The 15,624-nt window shown below is 50.8% G+C and carries 12 protein-coding genes and 1 pseudogene; 10 read left to right on the top strand and 3 right to left on the bottom strand.

Annotation, left to right across the window (positions count from 1 at the left end):
• Window position 1: 1 nt before the first annotated feature.
• A complete protein-coding gene (gene ald, locus SHEWPOL2_RS08410; RefSeq protein WP_037418428.1) occupies window positions 2-1,117 on the bottom strand; it encodes an alanine dehydrogenase in 1,116 nt (371 codons plus the stop codon).
• A 180-nt stretch (window positions 1,118-1,297) separates the two neighbouring features.
• On the opposite strand from ald, the gene lrp reads away from it, so the two are divergent.
• From lrp to serS, 6 genes are all read left to right on the top strand, one after another.
• Window positions 1,298-1,804, top strand: a complete 507-nt coding sequence (gene lrp / locus SHEWPOL2_RS08405; RefSeq protein ID WP_037418431.1) for a leucine-responsive transcriptional regulator Lrp — start codon at window positions 1,298-1,300, stop codon at window positions 1,802-1,804.
• A gap of 324 nt (window positions 1,805-2,128) precedes the next feature.
• Window positions 2,129-4,867 carry a DNA translocase FtsK 4TM domain-containing protein gene (locus SHEWPOL2_RS08400; RefSeq protein ID WP_037427635.1) on the top strand — a complete coding sequence of 913 codons (2,739 nt, stop codon included), beginning with the start codon at window positions 2,129-2,131 and terminating at the stop codon, window positions 4,865-4,867.
• Window positions 4,868-4,936: 69 nt separating this feature from the next.
• Entirely contained in the window at window positions 4,937-5,557 is a 621-nt protein-coding gene (lolA, locus tag SHEWPOL2_RS08395; RefSeq protein WP_037427634.1) for an outer membrane lipoprotein chaperone LolA, read from the top strand.
• An 8-nt stretch (window positions 5,558-5,565) separates the two neighbouring features.
• The gene (locus SHEWPOL2_RS08390) at window positions 5,566-6,897 is read left to right on the top strand and encodes a replication-associated recombination protein A (RefSeq protein WP_037427631.1); all 1,332 of its coding nucleotides are present in this window, start codon (window positions 5,566-5,568) and stop codon (window positions 6,895-6,897) included.
• The gene (gene crcB, locus SHEWPOL2_RS08385; protein WP_037418443.1) at window positions 6,890-7,264 is read left to right on the top strand and encodes a fluoride efflux transporter CrcB; all 375 of its coding nucleotides are present in this window, start codon (window positions 6,890-6,892) and stop codon (window positions 7,262-7,264) included. The genes SHEWPOL2_RS08390 and crcB overlap by 8 nt, the downstream gene beginning before the upstream one ends.
• An 18-nt stretch (window positions 7,265-7,282) precedes the next feature.
• A complete protein-coding gene (gene serS, locus SHEWPOL2_RS08380; RefSeq protein ID WP_037418445.1) occupies window positions 7,283-8,569 on the top strand; it encodes a serine--tRNA ligase in 1,287 nt (428 codons plus the stop codon).
• A 218-nt stretch (window positions 8,570-8,787) separates the two neighbouring features.
• Here the strand turns inward: serS and eco are convergent, their stop codons facing one another.
• The gene (gene eco, locus SHEWPOL2_RS08370; RefSeq protein WP_037427630.1) at window positions 8,788-9,342 is read right to left on the bottom strand and encodes a serine protease inhibitor ecotin; all 555 of its coding nucleotides are present in this window, start codon (window positions 9,340-9,342) and stop codon (window positions 8,788-8,790) included.
• Window positions 9,343-9,637: 295 nt separating this feature from the next.
• Window positions 9,638-10,078, bottom strand: a complete 441-nt coding sequence (gene cadR / locus SHEWPOL2_RS08365) for a Cd(II)/Pb(II)-responsive transcriptional regulator (RefSeq protein ID WP_011638890.1) — start codon at window positions 10,076-10,078, stop codon at window positions 9,638-9,640.
• A gap of 85 nt (window positions 10,079-10,163) precedes the next feature.
• Between cadR and SHEWPOL2_RS08360 the strand changes: the two genes are divergently transcribed.
• The 4 genes and pseudogenes from SHEWPOL2_RS08360 to SHEWPOL2_RS08345 all read left to right on the top strand — a co-directional run.
• Window positions 10,164-12,569, top strand: a complete 2,406-nt coding sequence (locus SHEWPOL2_RS08360) for a heavy metal translocating P-type ATPase (protein WP_037427629.1) — start codon at window positions 10,164-10,166, stop codon at window positions 12,567-12,569.
• Window positions 12,566-13,644: pseudogene (lspA, locus tag SHEWPOL2_RS08355) on the top strand (signal peptidase II). The gene SHEWPOL2_RS08360 and the pseudogene lspA overlap by 4 nt, the downstream one beginning before the upstream one ends.
• Window positions 13,645-13,773: 129 nt before the next feature.
• Window positions 13,774-14,331 carry a recombinase family protein gene (locus tag SHEWPOL2_RS08350; RefSeq protein WP_037427667.1) on the top strand — a complete coding sequence of 186 codons (558 nt, stop codon included), beginning with the start codon at window positions 13,774-13,776 and terminating at the stop codon, window positions 14,329-14,331.
• A 2-nt stretch (window positions 14,332-14,333) separates the two neighbouring features.
• Window positions 14,334-15,624, top strand: a 1,291-nt coding sequence (locus SHEWPOL2_RS08345; protein ID WP_037427627.1) for a DUF4158 domain-containing protein, incomplete at its 3' end; no start/stop codon positions are given.

The raw sequence follows: 15,624 nt of genomic DNA, 5'->3' as shown, positions 1-15,624 counted from the left end.
ATTAGGCTAATAAACTTGCTGGCGCTGTGTACTCAAGATTTAATGCTTGAGCCACTTCTTTACAAACCAGTTTGCCGTGCATTACGTTCAAACCGTTTAGTAAGTGCTTGTCTTGTAACAGGGCGGCTTTATAACCTAAGTTAGCTAACTTAAGGATATAAGGCAGAGTTGCGTTATTGAGAGCGAAGGTTGATGTACGGGCTACTGCGCCTGGCATGTTCGCTACACAGTAGTGCACAACATCATCAACGATATAAGTTGGATCTTGGTGAGTCGTTGCATGGGAGGTTTCCACGCAACCGCCTTGGTCGATAGCAACGTCTACGATAGCACTGCCTGGTTTCATACGAGAAATCATGCTACGTGTCACCAGTTTAGGTGCCGCAGCACCAGGAATTAATACGCCACCAATGACTAAGTCAGCTTCTAATACATGGCGCTCAATCGCATCGGCAGTCGAGTAAACCGCTTTAACTGCAGAACCAAATTGCATGTTTAAGCGACGTAGTGCATCGATGCTACGATCAAGCACAACTACATCTGCGCCCATACCGACAGCCATTTGCGCTGCATTAGTACCGACCATGCCACCGCCAATGATCACAACTTTAGCTGGCTCAACACCGGGTACACCACCTAATAACATACCACGACCACCAGAAGATTTTTCCAGCGCCATCGCACCCGCTTGGATAGACATGCGGCCAGCCACTTCTGACATCGGGGCTAACAGCGGTAAGCCACCACGGTCATCGGTCACAGTTTCGTAAGCGATACATACGGCACCACTTTTAATTAAATCTTCAGTTTGTGGTAAATCCGGTGCTAAATGCAGATAAGTGAATAAAATCTGGTCATGACGCAGCATGGCGCGTTCAACTGCCTGAGGCTCTTTTACCTTTACAATCATCTCTGCTTTAGCAAAGACTTCAGCAGCAGTTGCTAATATTTTTGCGCCTGCATCAATATAATCCTGATCAGTAAAACCAATTCCCGTGCCGGCATTCGTTTCTACAAACACTTCATGACCTTTGATTGTCAATTCGCGAACGCTTGAAGGAACCATACCGACACGATACTCGTGGTTTTTAATTTCCTTTGGTACACCAATAATCATTTTTGAGCCTCAATTGCCTGAAAAACCCACTTTTAATGGGCATAATTGTTATTTTATCGTGACCTGAACGTGATTAATTCAGGGATATCTAGTATAGTATCGGCGACGCAGTTTATGCTGCTGAACTTTAGACATACGTAGAATAAAATGTTGTTTTAGTGATAAAGCAAGGTTAAATAAATGGCATATAATAAAAAGAGTCCTGTAAAAGACTTGGATCGCATCGATCGCAACATTCTTAATGAATTACAAATTGATGGACGCATTTCAAATGTGGAACTATCTAAAAGAGTGGGATTAAGTCCTACTCCGTGTTTAGAAAGAGTGAAACGACTCGAAAAGCAAGGATATATCAATGGCTATACTGCTTTGGTGAATCCTCATTTCTTGGGTGCATCCCTACTGGTATTCGTGGAAATCACATTAAGCCGTGATACTCCCGAAGTATTTGATAAGTTTAATCGCGCTGTGCAACTGTTGGATGATATTCAAGAATGTCATCTCGTTTCTGGTGACTTTGACTACTTATTAAAAACACGTGTTTCTGATATGTCGGCTTATCGCCGCCTATTGGGCGAAACTTTACTGAAATTACCTTCTGTTTCTGATACCCGTACCTACGTGGTGATGGAAGAAGTTAAACATACTAGTCGTGTTGCGATAAACCAGCTGCTCTGCGATATTTAATACCCTGAAACGGTTACAATAAGGGGCCTAGGCCCCTTATTTATTCCAGTGTAAGCCTTTTAAAACCACACTTATAACCTTGCTTTTGCCCTTAAGTTAGCCAGCTTAGGGGCATATTTTTATCTGGCATTTGTCTTCAACAATGTAGCCTAAATTGATTGCGGAATAATCAGTTAATGGTCAAAGTCCTAGCTTTTATGAGCCAAGAGCGTTTTTTTAGCTTATAGCAGTAATTCTTAGGAGAAAAACCGCCTAAGATGCTCCACATTTAATGGGATTCTGGTATCGTTAGCCCACCTGTTTCAATTTTATGGATTAAGTCGTTTGTCTCAAGGAAATAGTGTACGCACGCTCTCAGGCTTGCAGCGTCTGCTCGAAGGCGGACTCATCATTTGCTGTGTTGTAGCCACTTATATTTTGCTCGCTTTAGCCAGTTTCAGTCCCTCAGATCCGGGTTGGAGTCAGTCTCATTTTCAAGGTGATATCAATAACTGGACAGGGGCTGTTGGTGCTTGGATCGCCGATATTCTGCTGTATTTTTTTGGCGTGACAGCCTATATCATGCCAATTATTGTCGCCTCTACTGGTTGGCTGCTTTTTAAGCGGGCCCATGATTTGTTGGAAATCGACTACTTTTCGGTTGCATTGCGGATCATTGGTTTTCTGCTACTTATTCTTGGTTTTTCGGCATTAGCCAGCATGAACGCCAATAATATCTATGAGTTTTCCGCAGGCGGTGTAGCTGGTGATGTCATTGGCCAAGCGATGCTGCCATATTTTAATAAGTTAGGCACAACCTTATTGCTATTGTGCTGTTTAGGCTCGGGTTTTACGCTATTAACAGGGATCAGTTGGCTGACTGTGGTTGAAAAGGTCGGCTTTGTCTCAATCTGGTGCTACAAACAACTCAAACGTTTACCTCAGTCGTTAAAGCGTGAGCGAGAAACGGAAGATACTCGCGGTTTTATGTCTGTTGTGGATAAATTCCGCGAGCGTCGTGATTCGCAGCATGTGCTTGATAAAGCTAAAATACGTCAACCAGATACAACACAAAGTCGCGTGATCCATACACGGGCTTTACCAGAAGAGCCCCGTGAAGAATTCATCACTGAAGCCAGTAGTGGTAAAGGTAAGTTATCTTCTTTGGTTAAAATTTTAAGTTTAAACAACAATAAAGCAAAAGCTGAACCTAAAGGCCAGCAACGCGTTGAGCCGCAACTTGATCCTGTTAGCGCGGTGGCTGAATATGGTCATTTTGAAGCGCCACCTTGGGTAGCTAAAGCGCAAGATGCTGATTTGGAAGAAGATGAAACCGATAACGGTTTCAACGCTCAGGTTTTCGACGACGATGAGGATGAACCAGTATTGCATCGCGAAGCTATCATTGATGAAGATGATGACATCTTAACGTTCAATGATGACGATGTGATCGATTTTGATACCAAAGCATCTACGGGGGCAGTGACTCAAGCGCAGCGCCAAAAGCAAGCTCCTAAGGCTAAGATTGTCGATGGCATTGTCGTATTACCCGGCCAAGAAGATAAACCTGTGCCGACTAAGCCTATGGATCCGTTGCCAAGCATCAGTTTGCTCGATGTGCCTGATCGCAAAAAGAACCCGATTAGTCCCGAAGAGTTAGAACATGTGGCACGTTTGGTTGAAGCTAAGCTTGCCGACTTTAATATTGTTGCCACTGTTGTGGGGGTCTATCCAGGTCCGGTGATCACTCGTTTTGAGCTTGAACTTGCGCCAGGTATTAAAGCCTCTAAGATTTCAAACCTTGCAAATGACTTAGCCCGTTCACTGCTGGCAGAGCGTGTGCGAGTCGTTGAGGTGATCCCAGGGAAATCTTACGTTGGCCTCGAACTGCCAAACAAGTTTCGCGAAACAGTGTATATGCGTGATGTACTCGACTGTGAAGCCTTTACTCAGAGCAAATCGAATTTAACTATGGTGCTTGGCCAAGATATCTCCGGTGAGCCTGTGGTGGTTGACTTAGGTAAAATGCCGCACTTATTGGTTGCTGGTACGACAGGCTCGGGTAAATCAGTCGGGGTGAACGTGATGATCACCAGCTTGCTGTATAAGTCTGGTCCTGAAGATGTTCGCTTTATCATGATTGACCCGAAAATGCTTGAGCTCTCGGTTTATGAAGGTATCCCGCATTTACTCTGTGAAGTCGTTACCGACATGAAAGAAGCGGCCAATGCGCTGCGTTGGTGTGTGGGTGAGATGGAGCGCCGCTACAAGCTAATGTCTATGATGGGCGTTCGTAACATCAAGGGCTATAACGCGAAAATCGCTGAAGCTAAAGCCAATGGTGAAGTGATTTATGATCCTATGTGGAAATCGTCTGACAGCATGGAGCCAGAGGCACCAGCCTTAGATAAACTGCCTTCGATTGTGGTGGTTGTCGATGAATTTGCCGACATGATGATGATTGTCGGTAAGAAAGTGGAAGAACTGATCGCCCGTATCGCCCAAAAAGCCCGTGCTGCGGGTATCCATTTAATCCTCGCGACCCAGCGTCCGTCGGTGGATGTGATCACCGGCTTAATCAAGGCTAACATTCCGACGCGGATGGCGTTCCAAGTGTCTTCCCGTATCGACTCCCGTACCATTTTAGATCAGCAAGGTGCCGAAACCTTACTCGGTATGGGTGACATGTTGTACTTACCGCCCGGAACCGCAGTGCCAAATCGTGTCCATGGTGCCTTTATCGATGACCATGAAGTTCACCGTGTGGTAGCCGATTGGTGCGCCCGTGGTAAGCCACAATACATTGATGAGATCCTCAATGGCGTCAGTGAGGGTGAACAAGTGCTATTGCCGGGTGAAACCGCCGAATCCGATGAAGAATACGATCCGCTCTACGATGAGGCCGTCGCCTTCGTGACCGAAACTCGCCGAGGTTCGATTTCGAGCGTGCAGCGTAAATTTAAGATTGGTTATAACCGTGCTGCGCGTATTATCGAACAAATGGAAATGCAGGGCGTGGTGTCGGCGCAGGGCCATAACGGTAACCGCGAAGTGTTAGCGCCTCCGGCCCCAAAACACTATTAATGTTAAGCTAGATGTCAGTTTGAACTCGCCATAATGCGGCGAGTTCAACTTTTAGTCCAAAGGATACCTATGAAAAAACTGTTGTGTGCTGTGTTGTTATCACCATTGTTATACAGCAATGCAGTGTTGGCCGATGATGCTAAGCAATTACGCGAAACCTTAAACGGCACGGAGTCCCTTAAGGCGGATTTTAAGCAAACCGTTACTGATGTGAATAAAAAAGTTATCCAAAGCGGTGCTGGCGTATTTGCACTTGCTCACCCTAATCAGTTTTATTGGCATTTAACGGCGCCCGATGAGTCTAAAATTGTCGCCGACGGTAAAGACTTATGGATCTACAACCCCTTTGCCGAGGAAGTTGTGATTATGGATTTTGCTGAAGCTATTAATGCATCGCCTATCGCTTTATTAGTTCACCGCGATGATGCCACTTGGTCGCAATATAGCGTGACCAAGAAGCAAGACTGTTATGAAATCAAACCTAAGTCGATGGACGCTGGTATTTCTGCGGTCAATGTGTGTTTTAACAAAGGCACACTGAATAAATTTAATGTACTCGATGATAAAGGCAATCTGAGCCAGTTTGACTTAAGCAATCAACACACTATTAGTTCTGCGGATAAAGCGCTGTTTAAGTTTGTGTTGCCAGATAACGTTGATGTTGATGACCAACGTGTTAAATCCCAATAGGTTAGCGAGTGAGTAGTTTATCGTTTAATTTTGCGCCCGATTTTCGTCCTTTGGCCGCGCGTATGCGCCCAAGGACGATAGCTGAGTACATAGGTCAAGCTCATTTGTTAGGTGAGGGCCAACCACTACGCCAAGCATTAGAAGCGGGCCGCGCCCATTCGATGATGTTATGGGGACCGCCGGGCACAGGTAAAACGACCCTTGCTGAACTTATCGCCCATTATTCTAATGCCCATGTCGAACGTATTTCGGCGGTCACGTCGGGTGTAAAAGATATTCGCGCCGCCATTGAGCAAGCGCAAGCGATTGCTCAATCCCGTGGCCAACGTACCTTGTTATTTGTTGATGAAGTGCATCGCTTTAATAAGAGTCAACAGGACGCCTTTTTGCCCTTTATTGAAGATGGCACTGTGATTTTTATTGGGGCGACCACGGAAAACCCTTCATTTGAAATCAATAATGCCTTACTGTCGCGGGCGCGAGTCTATCTTATCAAGCGCTTAAGCCATGACGAGATAGTGCATATTATCACCCAAGCCTTAACGGACACCGAACGCGGCTTGGGGCAACGACAGTTAATTATGCCAATTGATGTGCTCAGTAAGCTGGCGCAGTTATGTGATGGCGATGCGCGTAAGGCGCTGAACCTGCTTGAGTTGATGAGCGATATGGTGGCCGATGGTGGCAGTTTTACCACTGAAATGCTGGTACAAGTCGCCGGTCATCAAGTGGCGGGGTTCGATAAAAATGGCGATCAGTTTTACGATTTGATTTCAGCGGTACATAAATCGATTCGTGGCTCGGCGCCCGATGCGGCGCTGTACTGGTTTTGCCGCATTTTAGAAGGCGGCGGCGATCCGCTGTATGTCGCCAGACGTTTATTAGCTATAGCCTCAGAAGATGTGGGCAACGCGGATCCCGCTGCGATGACCATTGCGCTCAATGCCTGGGATTGTTTCCACCGCGTAGGTCCTGCCGAAGGTGAGCGGGCGATTGCCCAAGCGATTGTGTATTTAGCCAGTGCGCCTAAAAGTAATGCCGTGTATACAGCCTTTAAAGCGGCGAGGGCGCTGGCGCGCGAAACGGGCCAAGAGGCCGTGCCTTATCATTTACGTAATGCACCCACAAAACTCATGGCGGAAATGGGTTTTGGCGCCGAGTATCGTTATGCCCACGATGAACCCAATGCCTATGCCAGCGGCGAGAATTATTTCCCCGAATCCTTACAAGCATCGCAATTTTATTTCCCGACTGAACGCGGATTTGAGAAGCGGATTAAGGACAAATTGGCGCAATTAGCGCAATTAGATCAAGCCAGTGGGAGAAAAAGGTATGAATAATCTCATACTTGTGGCCTTAGGTGGTTCCATTGGTGCGGTTTTTCGCTATCTTATTTCAATATTCATGATCCAAGTATTTGGCAGCAGTTTTCCTTTTGGTACACTGTTGGTCAATGTCCTTGGTTCATTTTTAATGGGCGTCATTTACGCACTGGGACAATTGAGTCATATCAGCCCAGAACTCAAAGCACTAATTGGTGTTGGCCTGTTAGGTGCTTTGACAACGTTTTCAACCTTCTCAAACGAAACTTTATTGCTGATGCAAGAAGGAGATTGGTTGAAGGCAGCTTTGAATGTGGTGTTGAACCTAAGTCTATGTTTGTTTATGGTTTACTTAGGTCAACAACTGGTTTTTTCTCGCATTTAACTATTAAGAATATATCACATGTTAGATCCTAAATTTTTGCGCAACGAATTAGCAGTGACCGCTGAGCGATTAGCTACCCGTGGTTTTATTTTAGATGTCGCTCATCTCACCCAATTAGAAGAAAAACGTAAGTCACTGCAAGTGGCAACGGAAGAGCTGCAAGCCTCGCGTAATGCTATTTCCAAGTCCATCGGACAAGCTAAATCCCGCGGCGAAGATGTGGATGCCATCATGGCGCAGGTAGGCGATTTAGGTGCGCAATTAGATGCGAAGAAAGTCGAGCTGGCCGCGGTACTTGAAGAAGTGAACGCGATTGCTATGTCGATGCCAAACCTGCCAGACGAGTCTGCGCCTATCGGTGCTGACGAGACTGAAAACGTCGAAATCCGTCGTTGGGGCACGCCACGCAGCTTCGATTTCCCTGTTAAAGATCATATCGATTTAGGTGAAGGCCTAAACGGTTTAGATTTTAAGAGCGCAGTGAAAATCACTGGCTCACGCTTTATCGTGATGAAAGGCCAAATTGCCCGTTTAAATCGTGCATTAGGGCAGTTCATGCTAGATCTACACACCACTGAGCATGGTTATACCGAAGCCTACGTGCCATTACTGGTTAACGAAGCAAGCTTATTGGGTACTGGCCAATTACCTAAGTTTGGTGAGGATTTATTCCACACAAAACCTGCGACCGAAGAAGGCCAAGGCTTAAGCCTTATTCCAACCGCAGAAGTGCCATTAACCAACTTAGTGCGTGATACCATCGTTGATGAAGATGAGTTACCCATTAAATTAACCGCACATACCGCGTGTTTCCGTAGTGAAGCAGGGTCTTACGGTAAAGATACCCGTGGCTTAATTCGTCAACATCAGTTTGATAAAGTAGAATTAGTACAGCTAGTTAAGCCAGAAGATTCAATGGCTGCACTCGAAGTGTTGACTGGCCATGCGGAAACGGTTTTACAACGCTTAGGCTTACCATATCGTACAGTGGTGCTTTGTACCGGTGATATGGGCTTTGGCTCAAGCAAGACCTACGATATTGAAGTGTGGTTACCTGGGCAAAACACTTACCGTGAGATCTCTTCATGCTCAAATATGAAGGATTTCCAAGCGCGCCGTATGCAAGCCCGTTACCGTGTTAAGGCTGATAACAAACCCGCATTATTACATACCTTAAATGGCTCTGGTCTTGCGGTAGGTCGTACCTTAGTTGCAATTTTGGAAAACTATCAAAATGCTGATGGTAGCGTGACTATCCCTGAGGCGCTGCGTCCATACATGGGCGGGCTCACACAGATCGGTTAATTGACATAACACAATACCATGGATAAAGGTCAACGCTATCTTCGTTGGCTTTCCTATACTGCGGTCATCGCCATATTTTGCGCTGTTATGCTCGCAACCTTAGGTAAAGCTGTCTGGGTTGTGTTAGAAAACGTCAATTAGCACGACTCAATGTTAAGATTCAAAATGAAAAGGGATATCTGCAATAGATATCCCTTCTTTTTGATTTTATTACATGATTACTTTGAATATTGATACGCTGAATCAGCCTTCCACGTTCTAAAGCGCAGTTCTGCACCCTCGGGTAGATAAAACACCTTTGGTAAACGACTGTCATAACGCAGTGTTAATTCACTTGGGATCCTCAGAAATGCTTCTTTTTTGGCTAATTCAAAACAGGCCATCATAGTGCTTGGGCCTTCTGATATTTCATCGACCTGATAGTAGTTATAACCCCAACCTTCAACGGTGAGCTCTTTAAGCTGACCATTGAGTCCATGTTTATTGCAATCAACAAGTTGTTGAGTTTGGCCTATTTGGATCTCGACCATGTAGTCTGCTTCATTCTCAAGCTTAGGTAATGTCAAAATATGTTGAACCATGCCTTTGTTGGGGGCAGGGAACATTTTAACGGCTTCCCCTGGAGCATAATTATTGGTGTTCATACGAGAAACATTAATCATTGGGGCATTAAGTCCTGTTGGATGAGGCGGACTGACAGCACTGGCATTAAAAGAAAGCAACGTAAAGGCCAGTGGTACTACCGCAAGATGACGCAATTGAGTTAATTTCATACATTTCTCCTTAAGACTTAAAAAGAGGTTGCTAGGATAATGGAACAACCATTCTACGGTACCTATAAACGGCTTACTTGCAAGAAAGGGTTATTTATGCAGGAAAATTTAAGCCCATAACTCATTTTCCTTAAGATCTTTATCTAGCATTCGGCTATAAAATCAATGAATTTTAGAGAGTTGAACTGTGTTTTTGAAAAATGGCGCATTCATAGAAAATTTTATAGTCTCGATGCTGTGGTTTGTTTGAGGGGTCGCCTCAGAAAACGGAAAATAAAGCACGCTAAGCCCTTACTTACCCAGATGTTTGACTGTTCGTGGCACTTTCACCATGGCAATTGCAATTGCCCAACCCTTGCAAAATGCCGCACGCCTCTACAGATCGAGAGCCAGAACACTTCTCGCGCAAATCAACCAAGTGCCGTTTTAACTGCAACAGCGCGGATACACGCATTTCCACCTGTTGAATATGGGCCTCCAGCAGCGTGTTGACCTCCCCACAGTCCTGCATCGGGTTGTCTCGCAGACCCAGCAATGCGCGAATCTCGCTCAACGTCATCTCGAGCGAACGGCAATGACGGATGAATTGCAAGCGCTCAATGTGCGCCTCACCGTACAGCCGGAAGTTGCCACCGCTTCGCGCTGGCTTCGGCAGTAGCCCTTCCTTCTCGTAGTAGCGGATGGTCACGACCTCGCACCCAGAGCGCTTGGCGAGGTCGCCAATTCTGATTTCCATGCATCAATCTCCAATTATCACTTGACTCTATAGTGACTATAGAGATTTTAATGGAGGCTGAATAGAAGATTTTCAGGAGTTACTCATGAGCGAATGCGCTTCAAAGGGGTGTGGCTGCACGACTGAGCCGATCATCCAACCCACGGCACCGGCCCCGCTGGCAACCGGATCGGCTCAAGCGGTGTACCGCATCGAGAACATGGATTGCCCGACCGAAGAGGCGCTGATCCGAAGCAAACTGGCCGGTCTGGCGGGGGTGGCGGGTCTTGAATTCAACCTGATGCAACGTACCTTGGCCGTGCGACACGAATTGCCTTCGTTGTCTCCCGTCGAGCAGGCGCTGAAGGCCATCGGCATGCAAGCTGTGCGCATGGATCAGGCGTCGGCCGAGCAGACGACCAAGCTGTCCATTGCCAAGATGGATTGCCCGACCGAAGAGACGTTGATCCGCAACAAGCTCGGCACCGTGGCCGGTGTTGCTGATCTCGATTTCAACCTGATGCAGCGCACGCTGTCGGTACGCCATGCGAACCAGGTTCTGCCAGACGTGCTCGTGGCACTGCAAGCGCTTGGATTCGAGGCGCAGGTCGTGGACACGGCAGAGGTCGCATCTCCATCCGCCGCCCCTGTGACCACGCCGACCAACTGGTGGCCGCTGGGCATCTCCTTGGTCACTGCATCGGCGGCCGAGGCGGTCTACTGGCTCCACAACGGCAATCACTGGTCGGTTGTCGTTCTGGCGCTTGTCGCGGTCTTCACGGGTGGCCTCTCCACCTACAAGAAGGGGTGGATTGCGCTCAAGAACCGTAATCTCAACATGAACGCCCTCATGTCGATTGCGGTCACGGGTGCCATGTTGATCGGCCACTGGCCCGAAGCGGCAATGGTGATGGTACTGTTCGCGCTGGCCGAGGTAATCGAAGCCAAATCGCTGGATCGCGCTCGTAACGCTATCCGTGGCCTGCTCGACCTGACCCCGGAACAGGCCACGGTACAGCAGGCTGACGGCACATGGCGCGAGGTGGGCGCCAAGCAAATCACCATCGGCGCCCGCGTCCGGGTCAAACCAGGTGAGCGCATCGCCCTTGATGGTGAGGTGCTGGAAGGCCGCTCTGCCGTCAACCAAGCCCCGATCACGGGTGAAAGCCTCCCGGTCGAAAAATCCCCCGGTGATTCGGTGTTCGCTGGCACGATCAACGAATCCGGCTCGTTCGAGTACCGCGTCACCGCCTTGGCCAACAACTCCACTTTGGCCCGGATCATTCACGCGGTAGAGGCTGCGCAAGGTAGTCGTGCGCCGACTCAGCGTTTTGTCGATCAGTTCGCCCGCTGGTACACCCCCGTTGTATTCGGCGTTGCCATCGCCGTCGCGTTGTTGCCGCCGCTGTTCATGGGTGCGGCATGGCTCGACTGGATCTACCGTGCATTGGTTCTGCTGGTGGTCGCCTGCCCGTGCGCACTGGTGATCTCTACACCGGTCAGCATCGTCAGCGGCCTGGCCGCCGCCGCCCGCCACGGCATTCTCATCAAAGGTGGCGTCTATCTGGAAGAAGGCCGCAAGCTGCGCTGGCTGGCTCTGGACAAGACCGGCACGATCACGCACGGCAAGCCCGCACAGACCGACTTTGTCACATGGGGCAATGCACTCGCCTCGGACAGCCGCAGCATCGCTGCCAGTCTGGCGGCCCGCTCGGACCATCCTGTATCCAAGGCGGTGGCACTGGCCGCGCAGACGGACGGGGTTGCCTTGCTCGACGTGGCCGAATTCAACGCGCTGCCCGGTCGGGGTGTGCAGGGCCAAATCAACGGTGAAACCTACCATCTTGGCAACCAGCGGATGCTAGAAGAGCTGGGGCAGCGTACTCCCGAGCTGGAACAGCGCATCGCGGCGCTGGAAACCATGGGTAAAACTGTCGTGATGTTGGTCAGCGCAAAAGGGGTTCATGCCTTATTTGCCGTAGCGGACACCATCAAGGAAAGCAGCAGGAGCGCCATTGCCGAGCTTCATGCACTGGGCATCAACACCATGATGCTGACCGGCGACAACCCCCACACGGCACAGGCCATTGCCGCACAAGCCGGGATCGACCGTGCGCAAGGCAATCTGCTCCCAGACGACAAACTGCGCGAAGTTGAGCTACTGGCCATAAAGGGCAAGGTCGGCATGGTCGGTGATGGCATCAACGATGCCCCGGCCTTGGCGCGTGCGGACATCGGCTTTGCCATGGGAGCGGCTGGCACAGATACCGCCATCGAGACCGCTGACGTGGCCCTGATGGACGACAACCTGGGCAAGATTCCGACCTTCGTGCGCCTGTCGCGTGCGACGGCGCAGGTGCTGATGCAAAACATTGTGCTGGCCCTTGGCATCAAGGCAGTATTTCTGGTGCTGACCTTCACGGGTCAAGCGACCATGTGGATGGCGGTGTTTGCTGATATGGGGGCCAGCTTGCTCGTCGTTGGCAATGGCTTGAGGCTGTTGCGCAAATGAGCTGGAAATTCTTTCTCTACGACTGGGGTGGTCTGAACATCGCGTTGTTCCAAGCCATCAACATGAGCACACCTGCAGCGCTGGAACCGCTGGCATCGTTCTTCAACCTTGTGATAGGCAACTACTGGACTGCACCACTGATGCTCTTGGCGATGTGGGGATGGTCAAAGTCGGCACCTGACCCAACGCGGGCCGATGCCATCCGGTACAGACTCAGAGTCTTAGCGTGGCCTTTGCGTTGGCATTTCTCGTCGCCACCATCTTGAAGCTATGGATCGACTTTCCACGCCCGCCTGCCGTTTTTGGCGACATGGTGCGCGTTATCGGGGGCATCGAACGACACTACAGCCTGCCCAGCGGGCATGCCACCTATGCCGCGCTGGTGGTCGGCGCGCTCTGGCCTTTGATAGGCCGTCGTGGCCGCATCGGCTTGGTGTTGTACGCCGCATTGGTCGGTTGGTCACGCATCGCAGCCGGAATGCACTTTCCTGCCGATGTGCTGGCGGGGTGGGTACTTGGATTGAGTTGCACGGCGCTCGCCGGGTGGCTGATGCCGCTGGCCGCCCCTGTGTGGCAATCGGCTCGCCGCACATCGACTTGGGTCTGGTTCGCAGTGGCCGCCAGTGCTGTCATGACCGATCAGCTCGCAAAGTTCGCCATCACCCGCACGTTTGCCTACGGTGAACAGGTCGAAGTCACGCCCTTCTTCAACTTCGTCCATGTCCTGAATCCCGGCGCGGCATTCAGCTTTCTGGCGAACGCTGGCGGCTGGCAACGTTACTTTTTCATCACGCTGGGCCTGGTCGTTTCTGCTTGGCTGGGACGCATGCTGTGCCAGCAATTGCCCCGTCTCGAAGCGATGGGATACAGCCTGATCCTCGGCGGTGCGCTGGGCAATGTCGCGGATCGTGTGCTGCGTGGACAGGTTGTTGATTTCCTTGACTTCCATTGGCGACTTGCGCACTGGCCCGCCTTCAACCTCGCTGATGTGGCGATAACTATCGGAGCGCTCTGCCTGTTCTTGACGGTTGTACCGAAAAGCAGTAAAGGCACAGAGGCCGAGGTGTCCGGTTAAGCTATACCCTAACCTGATGTCAGATGCTTGGCGCAAAGCACGTCAGAATAGAGTTGTAGTTTGTATTTATTGACACAAGCCGCCAAGGGTAATAGATTTCATCCTGACACTTTTACCTTTGGAGGCATCTTGCAAGGTCAACGTATCGGCTATATCCGCGTCAGCAGCTTCGACCAGAACCCTGATCGGCAACTGGAGCAAATCGAAGTCGGTAAGGTATTCACCGATAAGGCTTCCGGAAAGGACACGCAACGTCCCGAACTTGAAAGGCTGCTGGCCTTTGTGCGCGAGGGCGACACCGTGGTGGTGCACAGCATGGACAGGTTGGCACGCAATCTCGATGACCTGCGCCGCATCGTTCAGGGGCTGACACAACGGGGCGTGCGGATGGAGTTTGTCAAAGAAGGGCTGGCGTTCACCGGCGATGACTCACCGATGGCCAATTTGATGCTGTCGGTCATGGGGGCTTTTGCGGAGTTCGAGCGCGCACTGATCCGCGAACGCCAGCGCGAGGGAATCGTGCTGGCCAAGCAGCGCGGTGCCTACCGGGGACGAAAGAAATCGCTGAACAGCGAACAAATTGCCAAGTTGAAACAGCGAGTCGCGGCAGGCGATCAAAAAACCTTGGTGGCCCATGACTTCGGCATCAGTCGCGAAACCTTGTACCAGTACCTGCGGGAAGACTGATCATGCCGCGCCGCTCAATCCTGTCCGCCACCGAGCGCGAAAGCCTGCTGGCACTACCAGATGCCAAAGACGAACTGATACGGCACTACACGTTCAACGAAACCGACCTATCGGTGATCCGCCAGCGTCGCGGCGCTGCGAATCGATTGGGCTTCGCCGTGCAGCTTTGCTACTTGCGATTCCCTGGCATCTTCTTGGGCATCGATGAGCCTCCGTTTCCGCCCCTGCTGCGCATGGTGGCCGCACAACTCAAGGTGCCGGTGGAAAGCTGGAACGATTACGGCCAGCGCGAGCAGACACGGCGGGAGCACTTGGTCGAGCTGCAAACGGTGTTTGGATTCAAGCCCTTCACCATGAGTCACTACCGGCAAGCCGTGCATACATTGACCGAACTGGCCTTGCAAACAGACAAAGGCATTGTGCTGGCCAGCACCCTTGTTGAAAACCTGCGGCGGCAGAGCATCATCCTACCCGCCATGAATGCCATCGAGCGCGCAAGCGCCGAGGCCATTACCCGTGCCAACCGGAGCATCCATGCGGCATTGGCCGATTCCTTGATACCTGTCCATCGCCAGCGCCTGGACGAACTGCTCAAGCGCAAGGATGGTAGCAAAATGACGTGGCTAGCGTGGCTGCGCCAATCGCCCGCCAAGCCTAACTCGCGCCACATGCTTGAACACATCGAACGCCTCAAAGCCTGGCAAGCGCTTGACCTACCTGCTGGCATCGAACGGCAGGTACACCAAAACCGCTTGCTCAAGATCGCCCGCGAGGGCGGCCAGATGACGCCCGCCGACCTGGCCAAGTTCGAGTCGCAGCGGCGTTACGCCACCTTGGTAGCACTGGCCATCGAAGGCATGGCCACCGTCACTGATGAAATCATCGACCTTCACGACCGCATCATCGGCAAGCTGTTCAATGCGGCCAAGAACAAGCATCAACAGCAGTTCCAGGCTTCCGGCAAGGCGATCAACGACAAGGTGCGGATGTATGGGCGCATCGGTCAGGCGCTGATTGAAGCCAAACAAAACGGCGGCGATCCGTTCGCCGCCATCGAAGCGGTCATGCCGTGGGACACCTTCGCCGCCAGCGTCACCGAGGCGCAAACGCTGGCGCGGCCTGCAGATTTTGATTTCCTGCACCATATCGGCGAGAGTTACGCCACGCTGCGCCGCTATGCGCCGCAGTTCCTGGACGTGCTCAAACTGCGCGCCGCGCCCACCGCCAAGGGTGTGCTCGATGCCATCGACGTGCTGCGCGGCATGAACAGCGACAGCGCGCGCAAGGTGCCCG

Source organism: Shewanella sp. POL2 (assembly GCF_000282755.1).
In the GTDB taxonomy this organism is placed as follows: Bacteria; Pseudomonadota; Gammaproteobacteria; order Enterobacterales; family Shewanellaceae; genus Shewanella; species Shewanella xiamenensis.
The sequence above is the reverse complement of the archived record's forward strand: the minus strand, read 5'-3'. Positions and strand labels throughout refer to the sequence as shown.

Bases quoted from the DNA above. Each gene is read 5' to 3' on its own strand.
- ald (WP_037418428.1), bottom strand. From the start codon at position 1,117: ATGATTATTGGTGTACCAAAGGAAATTAAAAACCACGAGTATCGTGTC.
- lrp (WP_037418431.1), top strand. From the start codon at position 1,298: ATGGCATATAATAAAAAGAGTCCTGTAAAAGACTTGGATCGCATCGAT.
- lolA (WP_037427634.1), top strand. From the start codon at position 4,937: ATGAAAAAACTGTTGTGTGCTGTGTTGTTATCACCATTGTTATACAGC.
- crcB (WP_037418443.1), top strand. From the start codon at position 6,890: ATGAATAATCTCATACTTGTGGCCTTAGGTGGTTCCATTGGTGCGGTT.
- serS (WP_037418445.1), top strand. From the start codon at position 7,283: ATGTTAGATCCTAAATTTTTGCGCAACGAATTAGCAGTGACCGCTGAG.
- eco (WP_037427630.1), bottom strand. From the start codon at position 9,342: ATGAAATTAACTCAATTGCGTCATCTTGCGGTAGTACCACTGGCCTTT.
- cadR (WP_011638890.1), bottom strand. From the start codon at position 10,078: ATGGAAATCAGAATTGGCGACCTCGCCAAGCGCTCTGGGTGCGAGGTC.
- SHEWPOL2_RS08360 (WP_037427629.1), top strand. From the start codon at position 10,164: ATGAGCGAATGCGCTTCAAAGGGGTGTGGCTGCACGACTGAGCCGATC.